At 61.8% G+C, this 19,135-nt stretch carries 19 protein-coding genes; 3 read left to right on the top strand and 16 right to left on the bottom strand.

Features of this window, described 5'->3' with window-relative positions; genetic code table 11:
• Nucleotides 1-104: 104 nt before the first annotated feature.
• A complete protein-coding gene (locus ACXAG8_RS00410; RefSeq protein WP_475221300.1) occupies nucleotides 105-338 on the top strand; it encodes a sulfurtransferase TusA family protein in 234 nt (77 codons plus the stop codon).
• Nucleotides 339-385: 47 nt separating this feature from the next.
• Here the strand turns inward: ACXAG8_RS00410 and ACXAG8_RS00405 are convergent, their stop codons facing one another.
• The 7 genes from ACXAG8_RS00405 to purC form a co-directional block, all read right to left on the bottom strand.
• A complete protein-coding gene (locus ACXAG8_RS00405) occupies nucleotides 386-3,208 on the bottom strand; it encodes an Rne/Rng family ribonuclease (protein WP_475221299.1) in 2,823 nt (940 codons plus the stop codon).
• A gap of 512 nt (nucleotides 3,209-3,720) precedes the next feature.
• Nucleotides 3,721-5,055: a sigma-54-dependent transcriptional regulator gene (locus tag ACXAG8_RS00400; protein ID WP_475221297.1), complete on the bottom strand. Its 1,335-nt coding sequence runs from the start codon at nucleotides 5,053-5,055 to the stop codon at nucleotides 3,721-3,723.
• Between the two features lie 12 nt (nucleotides 5,056-5,067).
• A complete protein-coding gene (locus tag ACXAG8_RS00395) occupies nucleotides 5,068-6,846 on the bottom strand; it encodes a sensor histidine kinase (RefSeq protein WP_475221296.1) in 1,779 nt (592 codons plus the stop codon).
• Between the two features lie 36 nt (nucleotides 6,847-6,882).
• Complete coding sequence (gene purQ, locus ACXAG8_RS00390; protein ID WP_475221294.1) at nucleotides 6,883-7,551, bottom strand: phosphoribosylformylglycinamidine synthase subunit PurQ; 669 nt, start codon at nucleotides 7,549-7,551, stop codon at nucleotides 6,883-6,885.
• Nucleotides 7,552-7,586: 35 nt separating this feature from the next.
• Complete coding sequence (purS, locus tag ACXAG8_RS00385; RefSeq protein WP_475222383.1) at nucleotides 7,587-7,817, bottom strand: phosphoribosylformylglycinamidine synthase subunit PurS; 231 nt, start codon at nucleotides 7,815-7,817, stop codon at nucleotides 7,587-7,589.
• Between the two features lie 101 nt (nucleotides 7,818-7,918).
• Nucleotides 7,919-8,602 (bottom strand): MarC family protein, encoded by a 684-nt coding sequence (locus ACXAG8_RS00380; RefSeq protein WP_475221293.1) that lies wholly within the window; start codon nucleotides 8,600-8,602, stop codon nucleotides 7,919-7,921.
• A 104-nt stretch (nucleotides 8,603-8,706) separates the two neighbouring features.
• Nucleotides 8,707-9,465, bottom strand: a complete 759-nt coding sequence (gene purC / locus ACXAG8_RS00375; RefSeq protein ID WP_475221292.1) for a phosphoribosylaminoimidazolesuccinocarboxamide synthase — start codon at nucleotides 9,463-9,465, stop codon at nucleotides 8,707-8,709.
• A gap of 189 nt (nucleotides 9,466-9,654) precedes the next feature.
• Here purC and ACXAG8_RS00370 point away from each other — a divergent pair, with 189 nt between their 5' ends.
• Both ACXAG8_RS00370 and bmt read left to right on the top strand, forming a co-directional pair.
• Nucleotides 9,655-9,975: a DUF1476 domain-containing protein gene (locus ACXAG8_RS00370; RefSeq protein ID WP_475221291.1), complete on the top strand. Its 321-nt coding sequence runs from the start codon at nucleotides 9,655-9,657 to the stop codon at nucleotides 9,973-9,975.
• 117 nt (nucleotides 9,976-10,092) lie between these two features.
• Nucleotides 10,093-11,109, top strand: a complete 1,017-nt coding sequence (bmt, locus tag ACXAG8_RS00365) for a betaine--homocysteine S-methyltransferase (protein WP_475221290.1) — start codon at nucleotides 10,093-10,095, stop codon at nucleotides 11,107-11,109.
• Between the two features lie 38 nt (nucleotides 11,110-11,147).
• Here the strand turns inward: bmt and ACXAG8_RS00360 are convergent, their stop codons facing one another.
• From ACXAG8_RS00360 to ACXAG8_RS00320, 9 genes are all read right to left on the bottom strand, one after another.
• Nucleotides 11,148-11,924, bottom strand: coding sequence for an enoyl-CoA hydratase-related protein (locus ACXAG8_RS00360; RefSeq protein ID WP_475221289.1), 777 nt, complete (start codon nucleotides 11,922-11,924; stop codon nucleotides 11,148-11,150).
• 73 nt (nucleotides 11,925-11,997) lie between these two features.
• Nucleotides 11,998-12,453 carry a cytochrome c-type biogenesis protein gene (locus ACXAG8_RS00355; protein WP_475221288.1) on the bottom strand — a complete coding sequence of 152 codons (456 nt, stop codon included), beginning with the start codon at nucleotides 12,451-12,453 and terminating at the stop codon, nucleotides 11,998-12,000.
• Nucleotides 12,450-14,414: a heme lyase CcmF/NrfE family subunit gene (locus ACXAG8_RS00350; RefSeq protein ID WP_475221287.1), complete on the bottom strand. Its 1,965-nt coding sequence runs from the start codon at nucleotides 14,412-14,414 to the stop codon at nucleotides 12,450-12,452. Before ACXAG8_RS00350 ends, ACXAG8_RS00355 begins: the two co-directional genes overlap by 4 nt.
• A gap of 74 nt (nucleotides 14,415-14,488) precedes the next feature.
• The gene (locus ACXAG8_RS00345; protein WP_475221286.1) at nucleotides 14,489-15,046 is read right to left on the bottom strand and encodes a holin family protein; all 558 of its coding nucleotides are present in this window, start codon (nucleotides 15,044-15,046) and stop codon (nucleotides 14,489-14,491) included.
• The gene (locus ACXAG8_RS00340; protein ID WP_475221285.1) at nucleotides 15,037-15,648 is read right to left on the bottom strand and encodes a holin-associated N-acetylmuramidase; all 612 of its coding nucleotides are present in this window, start codon (nucleotides 15,646-15,648) and stop codon (nucleotides 15,037-15,039) included. The genes ACXAG8_RS00345 and ACXAG8_RS00340 overlap by 10 nt, the downstream gene beginning before the upstream one ends.
• A gap of 142 nt (nucleotides 15,649-15,790) precedes the next feature.
• Complete coding sequence (gene ccmE, locus ACXAG8_RS00335; RefSeq protein WP_475221283.1) at nucleotides 15,791-16,237, bottom strand: cytochrome c maturation protein CcmE; 447 nt, start codon at nucleotides 16,235-16,237, stop codon at nucleotides 15,791-15,793.
• 7 nt (nucleotides 16,238-16,244) lie between these two features.
• Entirely contained in the window at nucleotides 16,245-17,273 is a 1,029-nt protein-coding gene (gene argC, locus ACXAG8_RS00330) for an N-acetyl-gamma-glutamyl-phosphate reductase (protein WP_475221282.1), read from the bottom strand.
• Between the two features lie 94 nt (nucleotides 17,274-17,367).
• On the bottom strand, nucleotides 17,368-18,177 hold the full coding sequence (locus ACXAG8_RS00325; RefSeq protein ID WP_475221281.1) for a glutamate racemase: 810 nt from the start codon (nucleotides 18,175-18,177) through the stop codon (nucleotides 17,368-17,370).
• Between the two features lie 8 nt (nucleotides 18,178-18,185).
• Nucleotides 18,186-19,064: a lysophospholipid acyltransferase family protein gene (locus tag ACXAG8_RS00320; RefSeq protein ID WP_475221280.1), complete on the bottom strand. Its 879-nt coding sequence runs from the start codon at nucleotides 19,062-19,064 to the stop codon at nucleotides 18,186-18,188.
• Nucleotides 19,065-19,135: the final 71 nt, after the last annotated feature.

Below are 19,135 nucleotides of genomic sequence, written 5' to 3'. Positions count from 1 at the left end.
CCTCAGCACATAGGGTATCGCGCGGACAAGGTCACGGGGCCATTCGGTCACATCCGCGTGCTCAGGCGCTGGACACGGTCGCATCGGCAAAATACTTGTGGCGCATGACCACTGATATCGAAACCCTGGACGCGCTTGGCCTGTTGTGCCCGCTGCCCGTACTCAAAGCCCGAAAGCGGTTGAAATCCTTGCCCGCCGGGGGCCGCTTGCGTGTGCTTGCCGACGATCCGGCCGCAATCATTGATGTTCCGCATTTCTGTTCCCAAGCCGGGCACACGCTGCTCAGCCAGGAAGAGGCGGACGGTCATCAAGTCTACGTCATCCAGAAATCGGGCTGACACCCCCGCAGAATTGAAAAAGGCGGGCAATCGGCCCGCCTTTCGCTTTACTGACCCAGGGACCACCAGCCCCGGCGCTTGGGTTTGGCCGGTGCCGGTTCGGGTTCCGGCTCTGCCGCTGCGGTGGCCATTTCCGGCTCGGCTTCGACAGCCGGGGCCGCGACCTCTTCGGTCGTGCCCTGCGCCTCTGGCTGAGGTTCCGGGGCTTCGGCTTCCGCCTCGGTGGCCTCGACGGTGGAGTCTTCCGCCGCAGCGGGACCTTCGGGGGCTACATCGCCACCGTCGGGTTCAGCGCCCGTATCGGCCGCGTTGACGACCTCGGCCGCATCGGCGGCGGGGGTATCCTCCGCCGGCTCTGACGCGCTTGCGGCATCGGCACCCTCGGTTGCGGCAAGCGTATCCTCGACGGTGCTGTCGGGGTTTGCCGCATCCTTGGCGGTGTCTTCATCCTTTTTGCGGCGGCGCGGTGCGCGGCGTTTCTTGGGCTTGGCCGGTTGCTCGGCCTCAGCCGTCGCCTCGGAGCTTTCGCCCTCATCCTTGGCCTCGGCCTGCGTATCGCCCGCCTCTGCCTCGGCGGTGTCCGCTTCGGCCTTTGCCGACGCTTCGTCCTGATCGCCGGATGCCTCGGGCGCGTCACCGGAATTGTTGCCCTTCTTGCGGCGACGCCGACGGCGTTTGCGCTTGGGCTTGACTTCCTCTTCTGCCTGCACCTCTTCTTCGACCTCGTCTTCGGACGCGTCAACAAGGTCCATCAAAGAGGCATCCACCGACACGACGGGCGCCGTCGCCTCGGGCACGACCCGGCTTGCCGTCTTGAATTTCTCCATCGAGAAATCCGGGCTGACCAGGTGAACATCACCCTCCAATCGAACAGACAAACCATAACGGGCCTCGATCTGGGCGATATGTTCGCGTTTCTGGTTCATCAGGAAATTGGCGATGCTGACCGGGCAGCGCACCAGAACCTCGCGCGACCGGCGGCGTGTGCCTTCCTCTTCGATCTGGCGCAGGATCGACAGCGCCATATTGTCGTCCGAGCGGATCAGGCCGGTGCCGTGGCACGCCGGACAGGGCTGCGTCGTGGCCTCGATCATGCCGGGGCGCAAACGCTGACGGCTCATCTCCAGCAAGCCAAACCCCGAGATCCGACCCACCTGGATACGGGCCCGGTCGGTCTTCAGCTTGTCCTTGAGGCGCTTTTCAACGGCGGCATTGTTCTTGCGCTCGTCCATGTCGATAAAGTCGATGACGATCAGACCGGCCAGGTCACGCAGACGCAACTGGCGGGCGACTTCTTCAGAGGCCTCCAGGTTGGTCTTCAGCGCGGTTTCCTCGATCGAGCCTTCCTTGGTCGCCCGGCCCGAGTTCACATCGATCGCCACAAGCGCCTCGGTCACACCGATGACGATATACCCGCCCGATTTCAGCTGAACGGTCGGGTTGAACATGCCCGCCAGATAGCTTTCGACCTGATACCGCGCGAACAATGGCAGCGCGTCTTCGTACCGTTTCACGTTCTTGGCGTGCGACGGCATGATCATCTTCATAAAGTCCTTGGCGATGCGGTATCCGCCCTCGCCTTCGACCAGAACCTCGTCGATGTCGCGGTTGTAAAGGTCACGGATCGACCTTTTGATCAGATCGCCTTCCTCGTAAATCTTGGACGGGGCAATCGATTGCAGGGTCAGTTCGCGGATCTGTTCCCACAGGCGCTGAAGGTATTCATAGTCGCGTTTGATCTCGGACTTGGTGCGCTTGGCACCCGCGGTCCGCACGATCAGACCCGCCCCGGTCGGCACGTCAATCTCGGACGCGATGTCCTTCAGCTTCTTGCGGTCGGCGGCATTGGTGATCTTGCGGCTGATACCGCCCCCGCGCGCCGTGTTCGGCATCAGCACGCAATAGCGCCCCGCCAGCGACAGATAAGTTGTCAGCGCAGCGCCTTTGTTGCCGCGCTCTTCCTTGACCACCTGGACCAGCAGAACCTGGCGGACCTTGACGACCTCCTGGATCTTGTAGCGGCGCGGACGCGGCTTGCGCGGCGGGCGAATGTCTTCGCTGTCATCCTCATCCGCAACGGATTCGATCGAATCGTCCTTCGAGGTCGCATCGGCACGATCATCGCGCGCGGCGTCGTCATCGGTGCTGTCCTCGCCAGACTCGGGCGCATTCTCGGCCTCAGCCGCTTGCGTTTCGGCCGTGTCGCCAGCTTGCGCGTCGCCCTCATCGGCGGGTGCGCTGTCCGTGTCCTCTGTGGTCTGTTCGTCGGCCTCTGCGGCTTCAGCCTCGGGTGCTGCATCCTGCTCCGGGGCTGCGTCGCTTGCGTCGGGCGTGTCCACCGGTTCCTCAACCGGCGTTTCGGCCACGCTTTCCATGGGCGATGTGCCCTCGGGAACGTCCGGCGCACCTTCGTCACCTGAACTGTCCAGGTCGATGGTCTCCATGCCCGACGGTTCGGACGACACGTCCAGCGTTTCAACCGGATCGTCCGTTTTTACGTCGGCCGCCTTGGACCGGGACCGGGACCGGCGCTTTTTGGGCTTGGCTTCATCGGCCTCGTCGCGCGCCTTCATCGCCTCGGCATAGGCGCGCTCTTCCTCCATCAGCGCCTCGCGGTCGGCGACGGGGATCTGGTAATAATCCGGATGGATCTCGGAAAACGCCAGGAACCCGTGCCGGTTGCCCCCATAATCCACAAAGGCCGCCTGCAGCGATGGTTCGACCCGGGTTACCTTTGCAAGATAGATGTTGCCAGCAAGCTGGCGTTTGTTTTCGGATTCAAAGTCAAACTCCTCAACCTTGTTTCCGTCGACCACCACGACGCGGGTTTCCTCCGCGTGGGTGGCATCGATAAGCATTTTCTTAGCCATGTGTCCTTGGTGCACCGCGCCAAACGCGTTGTCCTGACCTGTCCGGGCGGACAGGCGCTTTTGGGGTGGTGTCTTGTCAGGGCGATATCAGACGGCGCGCGGCAGGGTCTGGCTCTGTGGCCCCCTGCCCGTTTACTCAATCGTTGCGCGCGCGTCATCGCGGTTCTTCTCCGACAGGCGCGGTTGCCGCAGCCTGCCCATTTATTCCTTTCGCCCGTCAGAACGGGCTCAGGTACTCAACTGCCCCGTTTGGGGCACAATCGGTCTGCTGAACAGCGTGGGTATGATCCTCGGCACCGGATCAGCAGCGAAACTCAAAGATTCGGGACTTCTGAGCGACAAAATGCCCGGCCCGTCCGCACACAATAAAAGCAGTCCTGTGGAAAAGACAATGGTCAAACTGCATCCCGACCCAAGAACACGACACAGGATCGCTTCATCTGGCCCAAAATATCCCGGGGGCGTGAATTGGCCGCAAGGCCAAGAGAGGGGGCTGGCCCCCTCTGACACCGTTACAGGTAGTCCGACCTTTGCAATCCGTACTTGGCCATCTTTTCGTTCAGCGTACGGCGCGGCAGGCACAGCTCATCCATGACCGAGGCAATCGACCCCTTGTGGCGGCGCATCGTATTGTCGATCAGCATCCGCTCGAACGCCTCGACATATTCCTTCAGCGGCTTGCCCTCGGTGGTCATCACCGGCTGCATTTCCTCGTGATCGGACATCAACAGCGACGCGATGGTCCCGGATCCGCGACGCGACTGCAAAACCGCCCGCTCGGCGATATTGATCAGCTGGCGCACATTGCCCGGCCACGGGGCCTGCAAAAGCTGCGCCGCTTCCTGCGCGCTGACCTGCGGTGCATCACAGCCGTATTCCTCGGCGAATTGCTCGCTCAGCCGGGTGAACAGCGTCAGGATATCCTCGCCGCGCTGGCGCAGCGGCGGCATGGTGATCCGCAGCGCGGCCAGGCGATAAAACAAATCCGGGCGCAGAACATCCTCCGAGGTCTTGCCCGCTTCCTGCAGGTTCGAGATCGCAACGATCCGGGTTTCCGCCGGCGTCCCCTGCTCGTTCATCACGCTCAGCAGGCGTGCCTGCAACGTGTCACTCAGCGCCTCGACATCCTCAAGAACAAGGGTCCCGCCGCGGGCTTCTTCGATGGCAGGCAGCTGCGCATCCTCGGGCATCATCGGCCCGAACAGACGTTTGGACAGAACCTCTTCTTCCAATGCGGCACATGAGACCAGAACGAATTTCTTGCCCGCCCGGCTGCCGACCGCGTGCAACGCATGCGCCACCAATGTCTTGCCGGTGCCGGTTTCTCCGTCGATCAGAACATGACCATCGGCCTGCCCCAGGTCCAGAATGTCCTCGCGCAACCGCTCCATCACCGGGCTGGCGCCGATCAGTTTGTTCATGATCTGCGTGCCGCCGGACAATTCACGCCGCAGGGCGCGGTTATCCAGGGTCAGCCGCCGGACATTGCTGGCTCGTTTGGCCAGTTCGGACATGCGGTCAGGGTTGAAGGGCTTTTCAAGAAAGTCAAAGGCCCCGACCCGCATCGCCTCGACCGCCATGGGCACGTCGCCATGCCCGGTGATCATGATCACCGGCAGCGTGCTGTCGGCCCCCATCAGCTTTTTCAACAGCTGAATCCCGTCCATTCCAGGCATCTTGATGTCCGATATCACGATCCCCGGATAATCGGGCCCCAACACCTTGAGCGCATCTTCGGCGCTGGCAAAGGTTTCGGTGTCGTAACCGGACAACGCCAGCCACTGGCTGATCGATTGGCGCATGTCCTGTTCATCATCCACGATGGCGATTTTCATGGCCTGTGCCATAGTCGTACCTCGTTATTCAGCGGCCTCAAGGCCGTCACTTCCCAATATAGGCAATTGCATCTCGAACACCGCACCGCCGTGCTGTCCGTTGCGTGCAGTCAGCCGTCCCCCGTGGTCGTTCACGATCCCGGACGAGATGGCAAGCCCCAGCCCGACCCCGTCGCCGGGTCGTTTGGTGGTATAAAACGGCTCAAACAGGTTCTCGATATTTTCGATCCCGTGGCCGTTGTCGCGCACGGTCAGAACCGCTGTATCACCGGCGGCCAGAATGATTTCCACGTCAGGTTCCGCCACGGATTTGGTTGCATCCAAAGCGTTGCGCAACAGGTTGACCATGACCTGTTCGATCCGCATCCGATCCCCCATGACCACAACCGGTTCTTCGGGCAAAATCTGCGTGATCTTGACATGGCGCTGACGCAGCTGCGGCTCCATCATGGACAGGGACGAGGCCAGCGCTTCGCCAAGGTTTACTGGCGAAAACGCATCCGCACCCTTGCGGGCATAAGATTTCAGCTGGCGGGTAATTGCCCCCATCCGTTCGATCAGACCGTCAATGCGGCCAAAGCTTGCCAGCGCCTCTTCCGGGCGGTTGCGCCGCAACAGCAGACGCGCACCGGCAAGATAGGTTTTCATCGCCGCCAAAGGTTGGTTCAATTCGTGGCTGACCGCCGCGGACATCTCGCCCAACGCGGCCAGTTTCGAGCTTTGGGCCAGGGTCTGTTCCGCGACTTCCAGCGTCTTTTCAACCCGTTCCCGTTCGGCGATTTCGCGCTGTAGCCGTGCATTCAATGCGCGAAGCTCCGCCGACTCGCGCTGGAACAAGGCCACGCGCAGCGCCGCCCTGCGACTGAGCGCATAAAAGGCCAGCGCCAGAAGAATCGCGAACCCCATGATTTCCAGCGCCAGAACGCTGTTCACCTTTTCGCGGATCGACGAATAGGTGGTGAACGACGCCATCTGCCAGCCCCGGAACGGGATGCGGGTTTCCATCCGCATCACAGCCTCGCCCTGCAGATAGGCATCGGGCGGCAGGGCCGTCCAGTCAGTAGTGGCGCGAATGGCGCGCTGGATCGCCCCTTGCGGAGGTTGCCGCAGCATGGCGGCAGCCTCGTTCAGGCCGCGCCATTGCGGCTCAGTGGACAGGATGATCGTTCCGGTGCTGTCCGTGACCATGACCGCATCCGATATCCCGGCCCAGGCGCGTTCGAATTTCTGCAGGTCCACCTCGACAACGATGACCCCCAGGATCTCGGCGCCGGCCTCCAGCCTGCGGGAATAGACAAAGCTGTAGCCACCGGATTCGCGCGGGATGACCGAAAAGATCGTCGCGTTGGACCTGATCGCATCCACGAAATACGAGGTATTGCGGTGCGCCTCTCCCAGGCGGTTGCGGTCGGTTGCAGCAACCGACCTGCCATCGCGGTCCAGCAGCATCAACGAGGCGGCGCCGATTTCTTCGACGAATGAGATCAGGCGTTGCGTCGACAGGGAAAAATCGCTGGATTGCAGGGCCGAGATCAGCGTCGGATCGCGGGCCAGCAGTTGCGGCACGATGGCGTTGCGGCGCAGCTCGCTCAGCAAGTTGCCTGAATACAGCGCCAGGCGCAGCTCGGCCCGGTTGCGCGTGGATTCGGTAAACCGGTTGGTCAGAAGGCTGTTGGTGATCCAGACCGTTGCAACAGTCGCCACCAACAGAACCAACACAGCCAGCCGCAAGCGCCAACCCAGTGGCGCACCGCGAAATTGTCCCAGGGCACCGGCCCAGACTGACTGCAGCTTAGAACTCATTTTCAGAGGCTACGCCCCCGCGCCGCCGACCTCAAGTCACGCCGGGGTCAGGACACCCGACAATGCGCGGAAGAGCGCCGTTCCATCGGTGCCGCCATGGCCATCATCGGCGGCCCGCTCGGGGTGCGGCATCATGCCAAGCACGCGGCGGTTGTGCGATAGAATGCCCGCAATATCATCGCGCGATCCGTTGGGGTTCTCGGTATAGCTAAAGGCGATCCGGTCCGCGTCGCGCAACGCCGCAAGCGTCGCGTCATCGGCAAAATAGTTGCCGTCGTGATGGGCAATCGGAATTCCGATCACATCGCCCGCGTTATAGCCTTGGGTAAAGGCGCTGTCGCTGGTTTCGACCTTAAGGCCCACGGTCTTGCAGATGTATTTCAGACCGGCATTGCGCAGCAGCGCACCGGGCAGAATTCCGGTTTCGGTCAACACCTGAAACCCGTTGCAGATGCCAATGGCATAGCCGCCGCGTTCCGTATGTTCGACAACCGCCTTGCAGATCGGCGATTGCGCGGCGATTGCGCCGCAGCGCAGGTAGTCGCCATAGGAAAACCCGCCGGGGACACCAACGATGTCCACATCTTTGGGCAAGCTGTGGTCCTTGTGCCAAACCATATCGACCGAAAATCCGGCCTGTTCAAAGGCAACGGCCAGGTCGCGGTCACAGTTGGACCCGGGGAAAACGATCACGGCTGCGCGCATGGCGAACACTCCTTGCTCAGACTTGGGTGTGGAACTCAGATAAGTTCGATCTCGTAACGTTCGATGACGGTGTTGGCCAACAGCTTTTCGCACATTTTGGTCACGTCGGCCTCGGTTGCGCCATCGGCCAGCTCAAGGTCGATAACCTTGCCCTGACGTACGCCGTGAACCTGATCAAAGCCCATGGCACCCAAAGCGTGACGCACCGCCTCGCCCTGCGGGTCCAGAACCCCGTTCTTGAGCATCACATGCACCCGTGCCTTCATCTTTGTCACTCCACCTGTGTCCCGGCGCGGCCGGGGCCTGTTACGTTGCCGCGGGGATAGCGTGCCTTTGCGCGCTAAACAACCCAAACTCGCACAAAGGTCTAACCACCTGCGGTCCCCGGCGCCAATTGCGGGTAATGGGCGTCAATCGCGTGAAACACTCCGGTTGTGACCATCTCAATCGAAACCGCCACCAAAAGGATGGCCATGATCCGCTTGATGACATTGATCGCCGTCGCCCCCAGCATGCGCGAGATCTGATCCGCAAAAGCCAGGCCAAGCCCGACAATCGCACAGGCGATCAACGCGGCCGACCCCAGGGTCACGATCTCTGCCCCGTCCGAAAGCTGGTGCGAAAATACGATCGTGGTGGCGATCATCCCCGGACCGATGGTCAGCGGAATGGCCAGCGGCACCACCGCAAAGCTCATCTTGCGGTCCTGCGCAGCGCCGGTTGATGCAACAACCGCCGCCTGGTCTCCGGGCGCACGATCCTGGGCGTTCAGCATGGACATGCCGATCCCAAAGATGATCAGGCCGCCAGCGATCCGAAAAGACGGGACATCAATACCAAAAACAGACAGGATTTCTTCGCCGACAGCCACGGCTGCCAGCGCGATGACGGTCACCGAAATGGTGACGACCGCCGCAACGCGCCGCCGCTCGGACCGGGAATAGCCCGCCGTCATGTTCAGAAATATCGGGATATTGTAGAGCGGATTGAAAATCGCCAGCGCCGCGGCAAGGAACTTGAAGAATACGGCCTGGTCAAACAGCTCGGTCATCGCATCATGCCCCCGCGCAGCCCCTGTTCATGCGATGAAAACACCACATCCCGCCAAAATGGAAGAATTTGCTGCCAACACCGCCGAAACAGGGGCCGAACCGGTCAGTTGATCAGGGTCGGTTTGGTGACCTGGCCCGTCTTGGGCAGAACACCCAACCGGCGCGCGACCTCGGAATAGGCATCGGTCAGGCTGCCCAGGTCGCGGCGGAACACATCCTTGTCCAGCTTTTGCCCGGTCTCGATATCCCACAGCCGACAGCTGTCGGGGCTGATCTCGTCCGCAACGATAAGGCGCTGGAAATCGCCCTCGAAAACCCGGCCAATCTCGATTTTGAAATCGACCAGGCGGATACCCACGGCCAGCATCATGCCGCTCATGAAATCGTTGACGCGCAAGGCCAGGCTCAGGATATCGTCCATGTCCTGCTGGCTGGCCCAGCCGAACGCCGCAATATGCTCTTCGGTGACCAGCGGATCACCCAGCGCGTCGTCCTTATAGCAATATTCGACGATCGGGCGCGGCAGTTGCGTGCCCTCGGCGATGCCCAGACGCTTCGACATCGACCCGGCGGCATAGTTGCGCACGATCACCTCAAGCGGCACGATCTCGCAGCTGCGCACCAGTTGTTCGCGCATGTTCAGACGCCGGATGAAATGGGTCGGCACGCCGATCTGGTTGAGACCGGTCATGAAAAACTCGCTCAGGCGGTTGTTCAGAACGCCCTTGCCGTCGATCACGTCCTTTTTCTCGGCGTTGAACGCGGTAGCGTCATCCTTGAAATACTGCACAATGGTGCCGGGTTCGGGGCCTTCGTACAGGATCTTGGCCTTGCCTTCGTAAATCTTTTTGCGACGCGCCATGGGCGACCTTTCCAGTCTGGGGCGAGGGAATGAGTCCCTTCGCGTTGGCGTCCTCATAGTCCAAGCCCCCCTTTCCCGCAAGTTCATGCCGCCCGAGCGGCTTTGACGCAGCGCAAATACCTTGAAGAGAGACCGTCATATGGTCATATCATCAGGAAGAAAATTGTTACGCAAAGAGGTCCACAGCCAATGACCACATTCGACGAACGTGAAGCCGCGTTTGAAAACAAATTCGCCCATGACGAAAAAATGCAATTCGTTGCCCGCATGCGCCGGAACCGGTTCATGGCCGTCTGGGCGTCGACCCTGAAGGGTGAAACCGTTGAACAAGCGCGGGCCTATGGGCAGGAACTGGTCCACACTGACCTGCAAAATGTCAGCGAAGACGACGTGGTCGAGGCCGTGAAAGGCTATCTTGGCGATCTGGCAGACGAAGCCAAGATTCGCGAAAAGATGGCCGAACTGCTGGTCGAAGCCAAAGAGCAGGTAGTGGCCGAGGCCGATATCTGAGCCACTGCACAAGCCTCATGATCTTCATGAGATTTATGAGTTTGATTTGGCGCCCCTGTCATGAGACATGGGGCGTCTGTGTTTTCTCGGCCCCGGGCCATTTTGCGGAACATCCCAATGACAAACGCACTCAGCACACTTCTGGACACCGCAGACGCCATCCTTGCCGATGGCGCAACCGGTACGAACCTGTTCAACATGGGGCTGCAATCGGGTGATGCGCCCGAATTGTGGAATGTCGAGGCACCGGACAAGATCCGCGCCTTGTATCGCGGCTCGGTCGAGGCCGGCAGCGATCTGTTCCTGACCAATACGTTCGGCGGCACGGCGGCCCGGCTGAAACTGCATGACGCCCAGAACCGGGTGGCCGAGCTGAACCGGATCGGTGCCGAGCTGGGCCGCGAGGTGGCCGATGCCGCCGGGCGTCCGGTCGTCGTGGCCGGGTCGGTTGGCCCCACGGGCGAAATCATGCAGCCGGTCGGCACCCTGTCCCACGCTGATGCGGTCGAAATGTTTCACGAGCAGGCCGAGGCGCTGAAAGACGGCGGCGTGGATGTTCTGTGGCTTGAGACCATCAGCGCGCCGGAAGAGTTCCGCGCCGCGGCCGAGGCCTTTGCCCTGGCCGACATGCCCTGGTGTGGCACGATGAGTTTTGACACTGCCGGGCGCACGATGATGGGTGTGACCTCGGCCGACCTGGCGCAATTGGTCGAAACCCTGCCCAACCCACCGGTGGCATTCGGCGCCAATTGCGGCACCGGCGCGTCGGATATCCTGCGCACCGTCCTGGGCTTTGCCGCGCAAGGGACCGAGCGCCCCCTTGTTTCCAAGGGCAATGCGGGCATTCCCAAATATGTTGACGGCCATATCCACTATGACGGAACGCCCGAGTTGATGGGGCAATATGCGGTCATGGCGCGGGATGCGGGCGCCCGCATCATCGGCGGCTGCTGCGGCACGATGCCTGCACATCTTCGCGAGATGCGCGCAGCGTTGGACAGTGTTGCGCGCGGCGACCGGCCCACGCTGGATCAGATCACCGATGCTTTGGGGCCGTTTTCCTCGGCCTCGGATGGCACCGGTGACGATGCCGGCACCCCCGAAAGACGCACGCGCCGCCGCCGCAGGGCCTGACCTAGCCTGGCCTGCGCCAGACAGGGCTTGGCCCTGGTTCAGCGCCCCTCGAACCGCGCGGGGCGTTTTTCCAAAAAGGCGACAACGCCCTCGGCGAAATCGCGCGTACGCCCGCAATCCCCCTGCAGATGCGCTTCGGTCGCAAGCTGTTGCGGCAAGGTCCGGTCATAGGTGCCACGGATCGCCTGTTTGATCGCCCGGAAACCGGCCGTGGGGCCATTGGCCAGGTAATCGGCACGCTTGCGCCAATGGGCGGCAAAGTCATCATCGGCGACCGCTTCCCAGATCAGCCCCCAATCATCGGCCTGCCGGGCGCTGATCTTGTCGGCGAAGAGGGCCGCGCCCATGGCCTTGGCAAACCCCATCTGCCGGGGCATGAACCAGGTTCCGCCAGCATCGGGCAAAAGCCCGATCCGGGCAAAAGCCTGCAGGAAATAGGCGCTTTCGGTTGCGATCACCACATCGGCGCACAGCGCCAGATTGGCCCCTGCCCCCGCAGCGGGCCCGTTGACCGCCGCAATCGTGGGCACCGGACAGTCATAGACGGCCTGAAGCATCGGCTCATACTCGTCGCGCAAGGCGCGTTCGAGGTCGATTTTTCCGGTGCTGGACGCATCGCCCAGATCCTGGCCAGAGCAAAAGGCCGCGCCTGCGCCCGTCAGCACGATGGCCCGCGCATTTCGGCCCGCATGGGTCATGGCATGCGTGATTTCCGCACGCATCTGCGTGGTCAGCGCGTTCATCTTGTCCGGGCGGTTCAGTGTCAGCACCGCCAGACCGTCAGTAATGTCCAGTTGGACCGCTTCGTAATCCATGAATTTCCTCACCTGCGCTTAGCTTTGCCCGACCCTGCCGCAGATGACGTCCGAGGGAAAGCAGGACGGCGCGTCAGTCTTCGAGAATCCGGCGCAGGCGCTCTTTCTCGGCATCGCTCAGGGCATCGGCATCAACCGCGTCCTGGTTTTGCGCGCGGTTGCGCAGAAAGGACCACCCCATCCCGGCGGCGATCAGCAACATGATCGGACCCGCCAGCCACAGCAGCAGGTTCGACCCCGAGGCGGTCGGCTTCAGCAGTACATATTCGCCGTAGCGGTCGACGATAAAGGCAACGGCCTCTTTGTCGGTATCCCCGGCAACCAGCCGTTCGCGCAACAGGATCCGCAGGTCGCGCGCCAGTTCCGCGTTGCTTTCGTCGATGCTTTCGTTACGGCACACCAGACAGCGCAACCCGGTACTGATGTCGCGCGCGCGCGCCTCAAGCGCGGGGTCGTCCAGCACTTCGTCGGGCTGAACCGCAAACAGGGGCGTTGCGACAAGCATCAGGATCAGGGCAATGCGTTTCATTCTGCCGGTACCCCCGATGCACGTGTCTTGCGCGCGCCCGCGGCGACGCGGAACCTGCGGTCAGACAGGCTGATCACGCCCCCAAGCGCCATCAGGATGCAGCCGCCCCAGATCCAGTTGGCCAGGGGTTTGATATAGGTCCGCATGACCCAGCCGCCATCGGCCTGCTGATCGCCAATGACAACATAAAGGTCCCTCAGGAAACGATAGTCGATGGCAGCCTCGGTCGTGGGCATCCGGGCCACGGGATAGTCCCGTTTTTCCGGGTGCAGCGTCGTTATGGTCCGACCGCCCTGCTGAACCGCGACATCGGCGGTGGTCGAAAAGAAATTCGGCCCCTGAACCCGCCGGACCCCTTCAAGGGTCAGGGTGAACTGCCCAACCTCAAAGGGCTGACCGGGCTGCACCACGCGGATGTCTTCGACTTCCCAGGCGGTCAGCCCGGCAATGGCGAACATGGTGACACCCAAGCCCGTATGGGCCACGGCCTTGCCCCAATCGGCGCCAGGCAGACGCACCAGGCGCTTCAGGTTGCCTTTGCGCCCCGTCCGGCTCCACAGATCGACGATGGCGCCGAAGGTGATCCAGGCCCCCAGGAACAGGCCAACCGGCCCCAGCAGGCTGCGGCCCGTCTGCATCACCCAGACCAACAGCGCGACCGAAACCGCCAGAACAAACGCATAGCGCATCGACCAGGCCGCCCGGCCCAGCTTGCCCCGTTTCCACGGCAGCGTCGAACCGACCGGCAGGATAATGCCCAGCACCACCATGAACGGTGTAAAGGCGGCATTGAAATACGGTGCGCCGACCGACAATTTGCGGTCAAAGGCCATCTCGGCGACCATCGGCCACATCGTTCCGAAGAACACGACGAAACAGCTGACCGCCAGCAGGATGTTGTTCACGACCAGCGCGCTTTCGCGGCTGACCACGCCAAAGACGCCCTTGGCCTCCATCGCCTGCGCGCGGGCGGCGAACAGGGTCAGCGCCCCGCCGATGAAAAAGATCAGGATGATCAGGATGAACACGCCGCGCTCGGGGTCGTTGGCAAAGGCGTGAACCGATGTCAGCAGCCCGGACCGCACGATGAAAGTCCCGATGAGCGAAAATCCAAAGGCAATGATGGCCAGCAGGATGGTCCAGCTTTTCAGCGCCTCGCGCTTTTCGACCACGATGGCCGAGTGCAGCAACGCAGCGGCCAAAAGCCACGGCATGAACGAGGCATTTTCGACCGGGTCCCAGAACCAGAACCCGCCCCAGCCCAGCTCGTAATAGGCCCACCAGGACCCAAGCGCGATACCGATGGTCAGGAATATCCAGGCGGCCAGGGTCCAGGGGCGGACCCAGCGGCCCCAGGCGGCGTCAATGCGCCCTTCGATCAGCGCCGCCACGGCAAAGCTGAAGGCCATGCTCAGCCCAACATACCCCAGGTACAGGAACGGTGGATGGAAGGCCAACCCCGGGTCCTGCAGCAGCGGGTTCAGATCACGCCCGTCGAACGGGGCGATAGCCAGCCTGTCAAACGGGTTCGACGTGAACAGAATAAAGGCAAAGAACGCCACCCCGATGGCCCCCTGAACCGCCAGCACCCGCGCCTTGAGCGTGGGGGGAAGACCGCCGCCAAAGAACGCGGCCATGGCCCCGAATATGGTCACGATCAACACCCATAGCAGCATCGACCCCTCGTGGTTTCCCCAGGTGCCGCTGATCTTGTAAAGCATGGGCTTGGCCGAATGGCTGTTTTCGACCACGATCCGCAACGAGAAATCGGACACCACGAAGGCCCAGATCAAGGCCGAGAACGCAAAGGCCGTCAAAAGGAATTGCGCGATTGCCGCGGGTTCGGCAAAGGCCATCCATCCGGTCCAGCGTTTTGCCGCCCCGACCAGGGGCACGACACTCTGAACCATGGCGACAAGAAAGGCGAGGATAAGGGCGAAGTGGCCAAGCTCTGTTATCATGCGCCCGGTATAATCCGCTGTCTGACCAAGCGCCAATCACTTTCGCCCGGAATCCCCGCACAAAGTGTCGCGGGCTATGGGTCCCGCAACCGGCGCCAGTCCTCCAGCGCAGGGTTTCCATCTGGCGATACCGCCTGCTCATGCAGCTCTGCCCGGGACCAGTCCCGGCGCATGCGACGCAGCGCACCAAGGTTCGACATGACGACCGGGGTTCGCGCCATGGTCGCGGTGATGTCCCGCTGCAAGTCCTGAACCTTGGCCTGATGGCGGGCCCCGAAATAAAATGACACGATGACCCCCAAGAGCCACCACAAAGGTTCAGGCACCAGCGCGATTCCCTGCATGCGTGCCGAAAACCAAAGCGGGTCGACCATGGCAACGACGAACAGGCCCAGCGTTCCCAGCGCCATGGCGGGCCGGGGCAACCTGTTCAGACCGTCGATAACCTGGTCAAAGCGCCCTTTGCGCGGCAACTGGAATTCGCTGCCGAACTGCGCCATGGCCTGCCCCTGGACCGTCACCGACCGTTCCGCGCCTGCTTCGGCATTTTCGCGGAACACTTCGGCCGTTTCCCGAACAAGGTTGCGCTCGTCGCCGAACAGCAGGCGCAAGAGACCGGAAATCAATCCCATGCCGCGACCCTCCTTTGGAATTGGGCGTCATTCAGATGATAGGCAGGCGACAGGAATTCTTCTGCCCGCCGTATCCAGCCGCCCTTGGTTCCGGCACGGGTGCGGGCATATTTGCGCGATGCCGGGCGCCGATCGGCCAACCGGAAATAGTAGTTCCTTCGCGCCACGCCATAAGCATCCCGCAGGGCGATCGGGTCAGGGTCTGCCGCCAGATGCGCGGCGCGCGCTGTTTGGGGGCCCATTGTCCCGTCAACGCCGACGTCAAACCCCATCTCGCAGAGCAGCGTCTGCAACAGCCGCACCGCAGCCGAGCCCGCGTTGACATACATGTCAAAAAGCGACGGCTGCAGCGCCTGGGGCACCAGCGCCAATCGGGGGCGGTCAAAATAGTGCCGGACAAATATCTCGACTGCCTGCCCACGACCCAGCGCGGCCACGTCCGACCGGTCCACCGCCCCGTCGCCTGTAACGTCCAGGCCAAGCCTGCGCAGGGTATGGATCGTGACGCCGAACTTGGTCGCGCCGCCCGGATCATCCGGGTCGTCGACAAACCCGCCCTCGCGCGCCACGATTTCCTCTGCAATCTGCTGAACTGTCTGCATCGCCACCACCTTTGTTGTGCCGTGGCAAATGCTGGCGAAAACCGATTAACTGCGCCCAAATGCAAAGGGCGCTGCATGATTTGAACATGCAACGCCCCGGTTTGGTTCACGTCCCCGCCACACGGATGCGCGGGGCGTTGCCTCAGCTATCTTCGGCCTCTTGATAGAGACCCTGTTCCTTGAGGGCATCGACGACCTCTTTCGGCATATAGGTCTCATCGTGCTTGGCCAGGATTTCGGTCGCCTCGAACACGCCATCCACATAGCGCCCAGTGCCGATCATGCCCTGGTTTTCGTCAAAGAGGTCCGGCAATACGCCGGTAAAGGCAACCGGAACGCTTTCGCCGCCATCGGTCACCACAAAGCGGACCGTTTCCCCCTGCCCCCGGATGATCGAGCCTTCTTCGACCAGCCCGCCCATCCGAAACACTTCGGTCGGCTTGGGCGGCTCGGCCACAACCTCGCTGGGCGAGCGGAAATAGTTGATCCCATCCTTGAACGCGAACCCGATCAGGACCGTCGCCACCAAAAGGGCGACGATCGACATCAGAATGACCTGTACGCGGCGGCGTTTCTTTAGCGTTTTCATACCGTCCTCACGGGAAAAGAGGTGCCATCATCAGCCCCCGGGTTTCGATTTCACCTAGCATCAGGTTGGCATTCTGCAAGGCCTGCCCGCTGCTGCCTTTTGTCAGATTGTCCAGCGCCGCAACGACGATCGCCCGGCGTTCGATCCGGTCGGCGACAACGCCGATATGGCAGAAATTCGATCCCCGCACATGATGCGTCGACGGCGTTTCGCCAAAGGGCAGAACCTTGATGAAAGGCTCGTTTTCGTAGGCTGCGACCAGCGTATCCTGGATGCTTTGCGCGTCACCCCGGACATAGGTCGTGGCCAGGATACCCCTGTTCGCCGGAATCAGATGCGGCGTGAACTGGATGTGAACCGTGCGCCCGGCCAGTTTTGAGAACTCCTGATCGAACTCTCCCAGATGCCGGTGCGTACCGCCGACGGCATAGGCATTGCTGCCCTCGCTGAGTTCGGCATGCAGCAGGTTTTCCTTGAGCGACCGCCCGGCGCCCGACACGGCGCATTTCAGGTCAAGAATAATGTCATCCAGATCAATCACCCCGGCCGTGATCAACGGCCGCAGCACGTATTGACCGGTGGCCGCATTACAGCCGGTTCCGGCCACAAGCCGCGCGGCGCGGATCTCATCGCGGTAGAATTCGGTCAGGCCGTATACCGCCTCTTGCTGCTGCTCAAGCGCGGTATGGGGATTGCCATACCATTGCTCGTAATCCGCGCCGTCACGCAACCGGAAATCGGCGGACAGATCGACGATTTTCAGGGATTTGGGCAGCGCGCGGATCACCTCTTGGCTGGTCTTATGCGGCAGCGCGCAAAAACACAGGTCGACCTGGTCAAAGTCGATCTCGGATATTTTGCACAGCTGCGGCAGGTCCAGATGCCGCAGATGCGGGAACACCTGCGCCATCGACAGCCCGGCCTTACGCTCGGCCGCCAGGGCGGTGATTTCCATGTTCGGGTGCTCGGCGATCAGCCGCACCAGTTCGGCACCGGTGTAACCCGAAGCGCCCAGAATTGCGATTTTATGGGTCATGTCAGACCTCTTTTGCTTGTGTGCCACATATCAGGATCGCCGATGTGACGGTCCCTGAGTTAAGGAAAGGAAAGTCGGCCGTCCTTGACCTAAGTCAGACAGCCTGGAACCGGATTTGTCGTCGCAGGAACTGCGTTGCGCGGTCGCTGACAACGTCCGGCTTGCCGGTGGTCAGGAAACCGCCCTCGCCCGTTCCCATCATGCCGGGATGCCGTTGCAGATAGTCGCCCAGACTGGCCGCAACCAGATCCCCCTGGCTGAAAACCTGCACATCGTCACCAAGCGCTTTTTGGAACGATTCCGCCATCAGCGGATAATGCGTGCATCCCAGAATCGCCGCCTGCGGCTCGGGCATCTTGCGCCTGAGCGCATCCACATGGCTGCGTACCAGAGCCTCGGCCAGGATCATGTCGCCGTCTTCGATGGCGTCGACCACGCCCCCGCAAGCCTGCGCCTCGACATCCACGCCAATCGCCCGAAAGGCAAGTTCGCGCTGGAACGCCCGGCTTGAGACTGTTGCCGGGGTCGCAAACAAGGCCACATGTTTGACCGAAACTTCGCGTGGCGGGCTGTTGTCGCCCCATTGCCGCTCGGTCAGCGCCTCGATCAGGGGGACAAAGACCCCCAGCACCCGCTTGCCTTCGGGCACGCCTTCTTCCTGCATCCGGCGCAGCGCCGCGGCGCTGGCGGTATTGCAGGCCAGAATCACCAGCGCACAGCCCCGCGACCACAGATCGTTCACGGCCTTGCGGGTCAGTTGGTATATATCCTCGGCGTCACGCACACCGTAAGGGGCATGCGCGCTGTCCGCATAATACAGGAAATCAACGTCGGGCAGATGTTTCTGCGCGGCGTTCAGGACGGTCAGCCCGCCCAAACCGGAATCAAAGATGCCTACTGCCATTTGCCCCTTCAGGCGCGATGCCGTTCCTCGAATTCATAGCCGTAGTCATAGGACTTCAACGGCTTCGGAGACAGCTCATACGTGGCTTTGCGCAAGAAATCCATCATCTTGCGCGTGTCCTTGCCCAGAGGGTCCAGAACATCGCGGCCAATGGGGTCCCCGATGACCACCTTGACCGGCGTATCGACGCGCTTTTTGAACTCTTTGATCAGCAGCCCCATGCGCAACGTGTTGTGCAGATGACTGGCAATCTGGAACAGGCGGGACGTGTGCCCGTCAAAATAGACCGGCACGACGGTGGCGTTGGACTTGGCCACCATCCGCGCGGTAAACCCGCGCCAACCGGGGTCCATCGGATAGGCAAACGGCTTGACCGCGGTGCTGACCGTCCCGCCCGGAAATATCCCGATTGCCCCGCCATTGCCCAGATAATCCAGAGCGGTTTTCCGCGTCTCAAGGTTCAGCTTTACCGCCTCGCGCGTGTCGTCAAAGGAAATGGGCAGGATGATCCGGTCCAGGTCTTCGGCCTTGCGAAACACACGATGTGCCAGAATGCGGAAATCGCCACGGGCCTGGGCCAGGATATGGCCCATCATCAACCCGTCCAGGATGCCATAAGGGTGGTTGGCGATCAGTATCAGCGGCCCGTCGCTGGGGATATTCGACAAGGCGCCGCCGACGACATCCAGGGACAAACCATAACGTTCGACCATGACCGCCCAAAAGTCGCGCCCATTCGCCACGTCTTTCTCGTAGCCGTCGGCGCGCTTGATCAAGCGCAGGCGACCGGTGGTGTTTTCCATCAACCTGATGACCATCCGGCCGCCTTTTGTTTCGGCGGAATACGAATAGGAAATGTCACGAGCGACATGGCGGCGCGAGGGCATTTGGGTCTCCGATCTGTTACCCGCTAAATAGCGGCAGGTAACAATTTTGCCTAGCCTGCGTGACAAATCCG

The sequence above is a fragment of the Ruegeria sp. ABD4_443 genome, from assembly GCF_056160865.1.
This window is presented reverse-complemented; position numbering and strand designations above follow the sequence as displayed.

Bases quoted from the DNA above. Each gene is read 5' to 3' on its own strand.
- ACXAG8_RS00410 (WP_475221300.1), top strand. From the start codon at position 105: ATGACCACTGATATCGAAACCCTGGACGCGCTTGGCCTGTTGTGCCCG.
- ACXAG8_RS00400 (WP_475221297.1), bottom strand. From the start codon at position 5,055: ATGGCACAGGCCATGAAAATCGCCATCGTGGATGATGAACAGGACATG.
- ACXAG8_RS00355 (WP_475221288.1), bottom strand. From the start codon at position 12,453: ATGAAACGCATTGCCCTGATCCTGATGCTTGTCGCAACGCCCCTGTTT.
- ACXAG8_RS00350 (WP_475221287.1), bottom strand. From the start codon at position 14,414: ATGATAACAGAGCTTGGCCACTTCGCCCTTATCCTCGCCTTTCTTGTC.
- ACXAG8_RS00380 (WP_475221293.1), bottom strand. From the start codon at position 8,602: ATGACCGAGCTGTTTGACCAGGCCGTATTCTTCAAGTTCCTTGCCGCG.
- bmt (WP_475221290.1), top strand. From the start codon at position 10,093: ATGACAAACGCACTCAGCACACTTCTGGACACCGCAGACGCCATCCTT.
- ACXAG8_RS00340 (WP_475221285.1), bottom strand. From the start codon at position 15,648: ATGCAGACAGTTCAGCAGATTGCAGAGGAAATCGTGGCGCGCGAGGGC.
- ACXAG8_RS00345 (WP_475221286.1), bottom strand. From the start codon at position 15,046: ATGGGATTGATTTCCGGTCTCTTGCGCCTGCTGTTCGGCGACGAGCGC.
- purQ (WP_475221294.1), bottom strand. From the start codon at position 7,551: ATGCGCGCAGCCGTGATCGTTTTCCCCGGGTCCAACTGTGACCGCGAC.
- ACXAG8_RS00325 (WP_475221281.1), bottom strand. From the start codon at position 18,177: ATGGCAGTAGGCATCTTTGATTCCGGTTTGGGCGGGCTGACCGTCCTG.
- ACXAG8_RS00320 (WP_475221280.1), bottom strand. From the start codon at position 19,064: ATGCCCTCGCGCCGCCATGTCGCTCGTGACATTTCCTATTCGTATTCC.
- ACXAG8_RS00360 (WP_475221289.1), bottom strand. From the start codon at position 11,924: ATGGATTACGAAGCGGTCCAACTGGACATTACTGACGGTCTGGCGGTG.
- purS (WP_475222383.1), bottom strand. From the start codon at position 7,817: ATGAAGGCACGGGTGCATGTGATGCTCAAGAACGGGGTTCTGGACCCG.
- purC (WP_475221292.1), bottom strand. From the start codon at position 9,465: ATGGCGCGTCGCAAAAAGATTTACGAAGGCAAGGCCAAGATCCTGTAC.
- ACXAG8_RS00395 (WP_475221296.1), bottom strand. From the start codon at position 6,846: ATGAGTTCTAAGCTGCAGTCAGTCTGGGCCGGTGCCCTGGGACAATTT.
- ccmE (WP_475221283.1), bottom strand. From the start codon at position 16,237: ATGAAAACGCTAAAGAAACGCCGCCGCGTACAGGTCATTCTGATGTCG.
- ACXAG8_RS00370 (WP_475221291.1), top strand. From the start codon at position 9,655: ATGACCACATTCGACGAACGTGAAGCCGCGTTTGAAAACAAATTCGCC.
- ACXAG8_RS00405 (WP_475221299.1), bottom strand. From the start codon at position 3,208: ATGGCTAAGAAAATGCTTATCGATGCCACCCACGCGGAGGAAACCCGC.
- argC (WP_475221282.1), bottom strand. From the start codon at position 17,273: ATGACCCATAAAATCGCAATTCTGGGCGCTTCGGGTTACACCGGTGCC.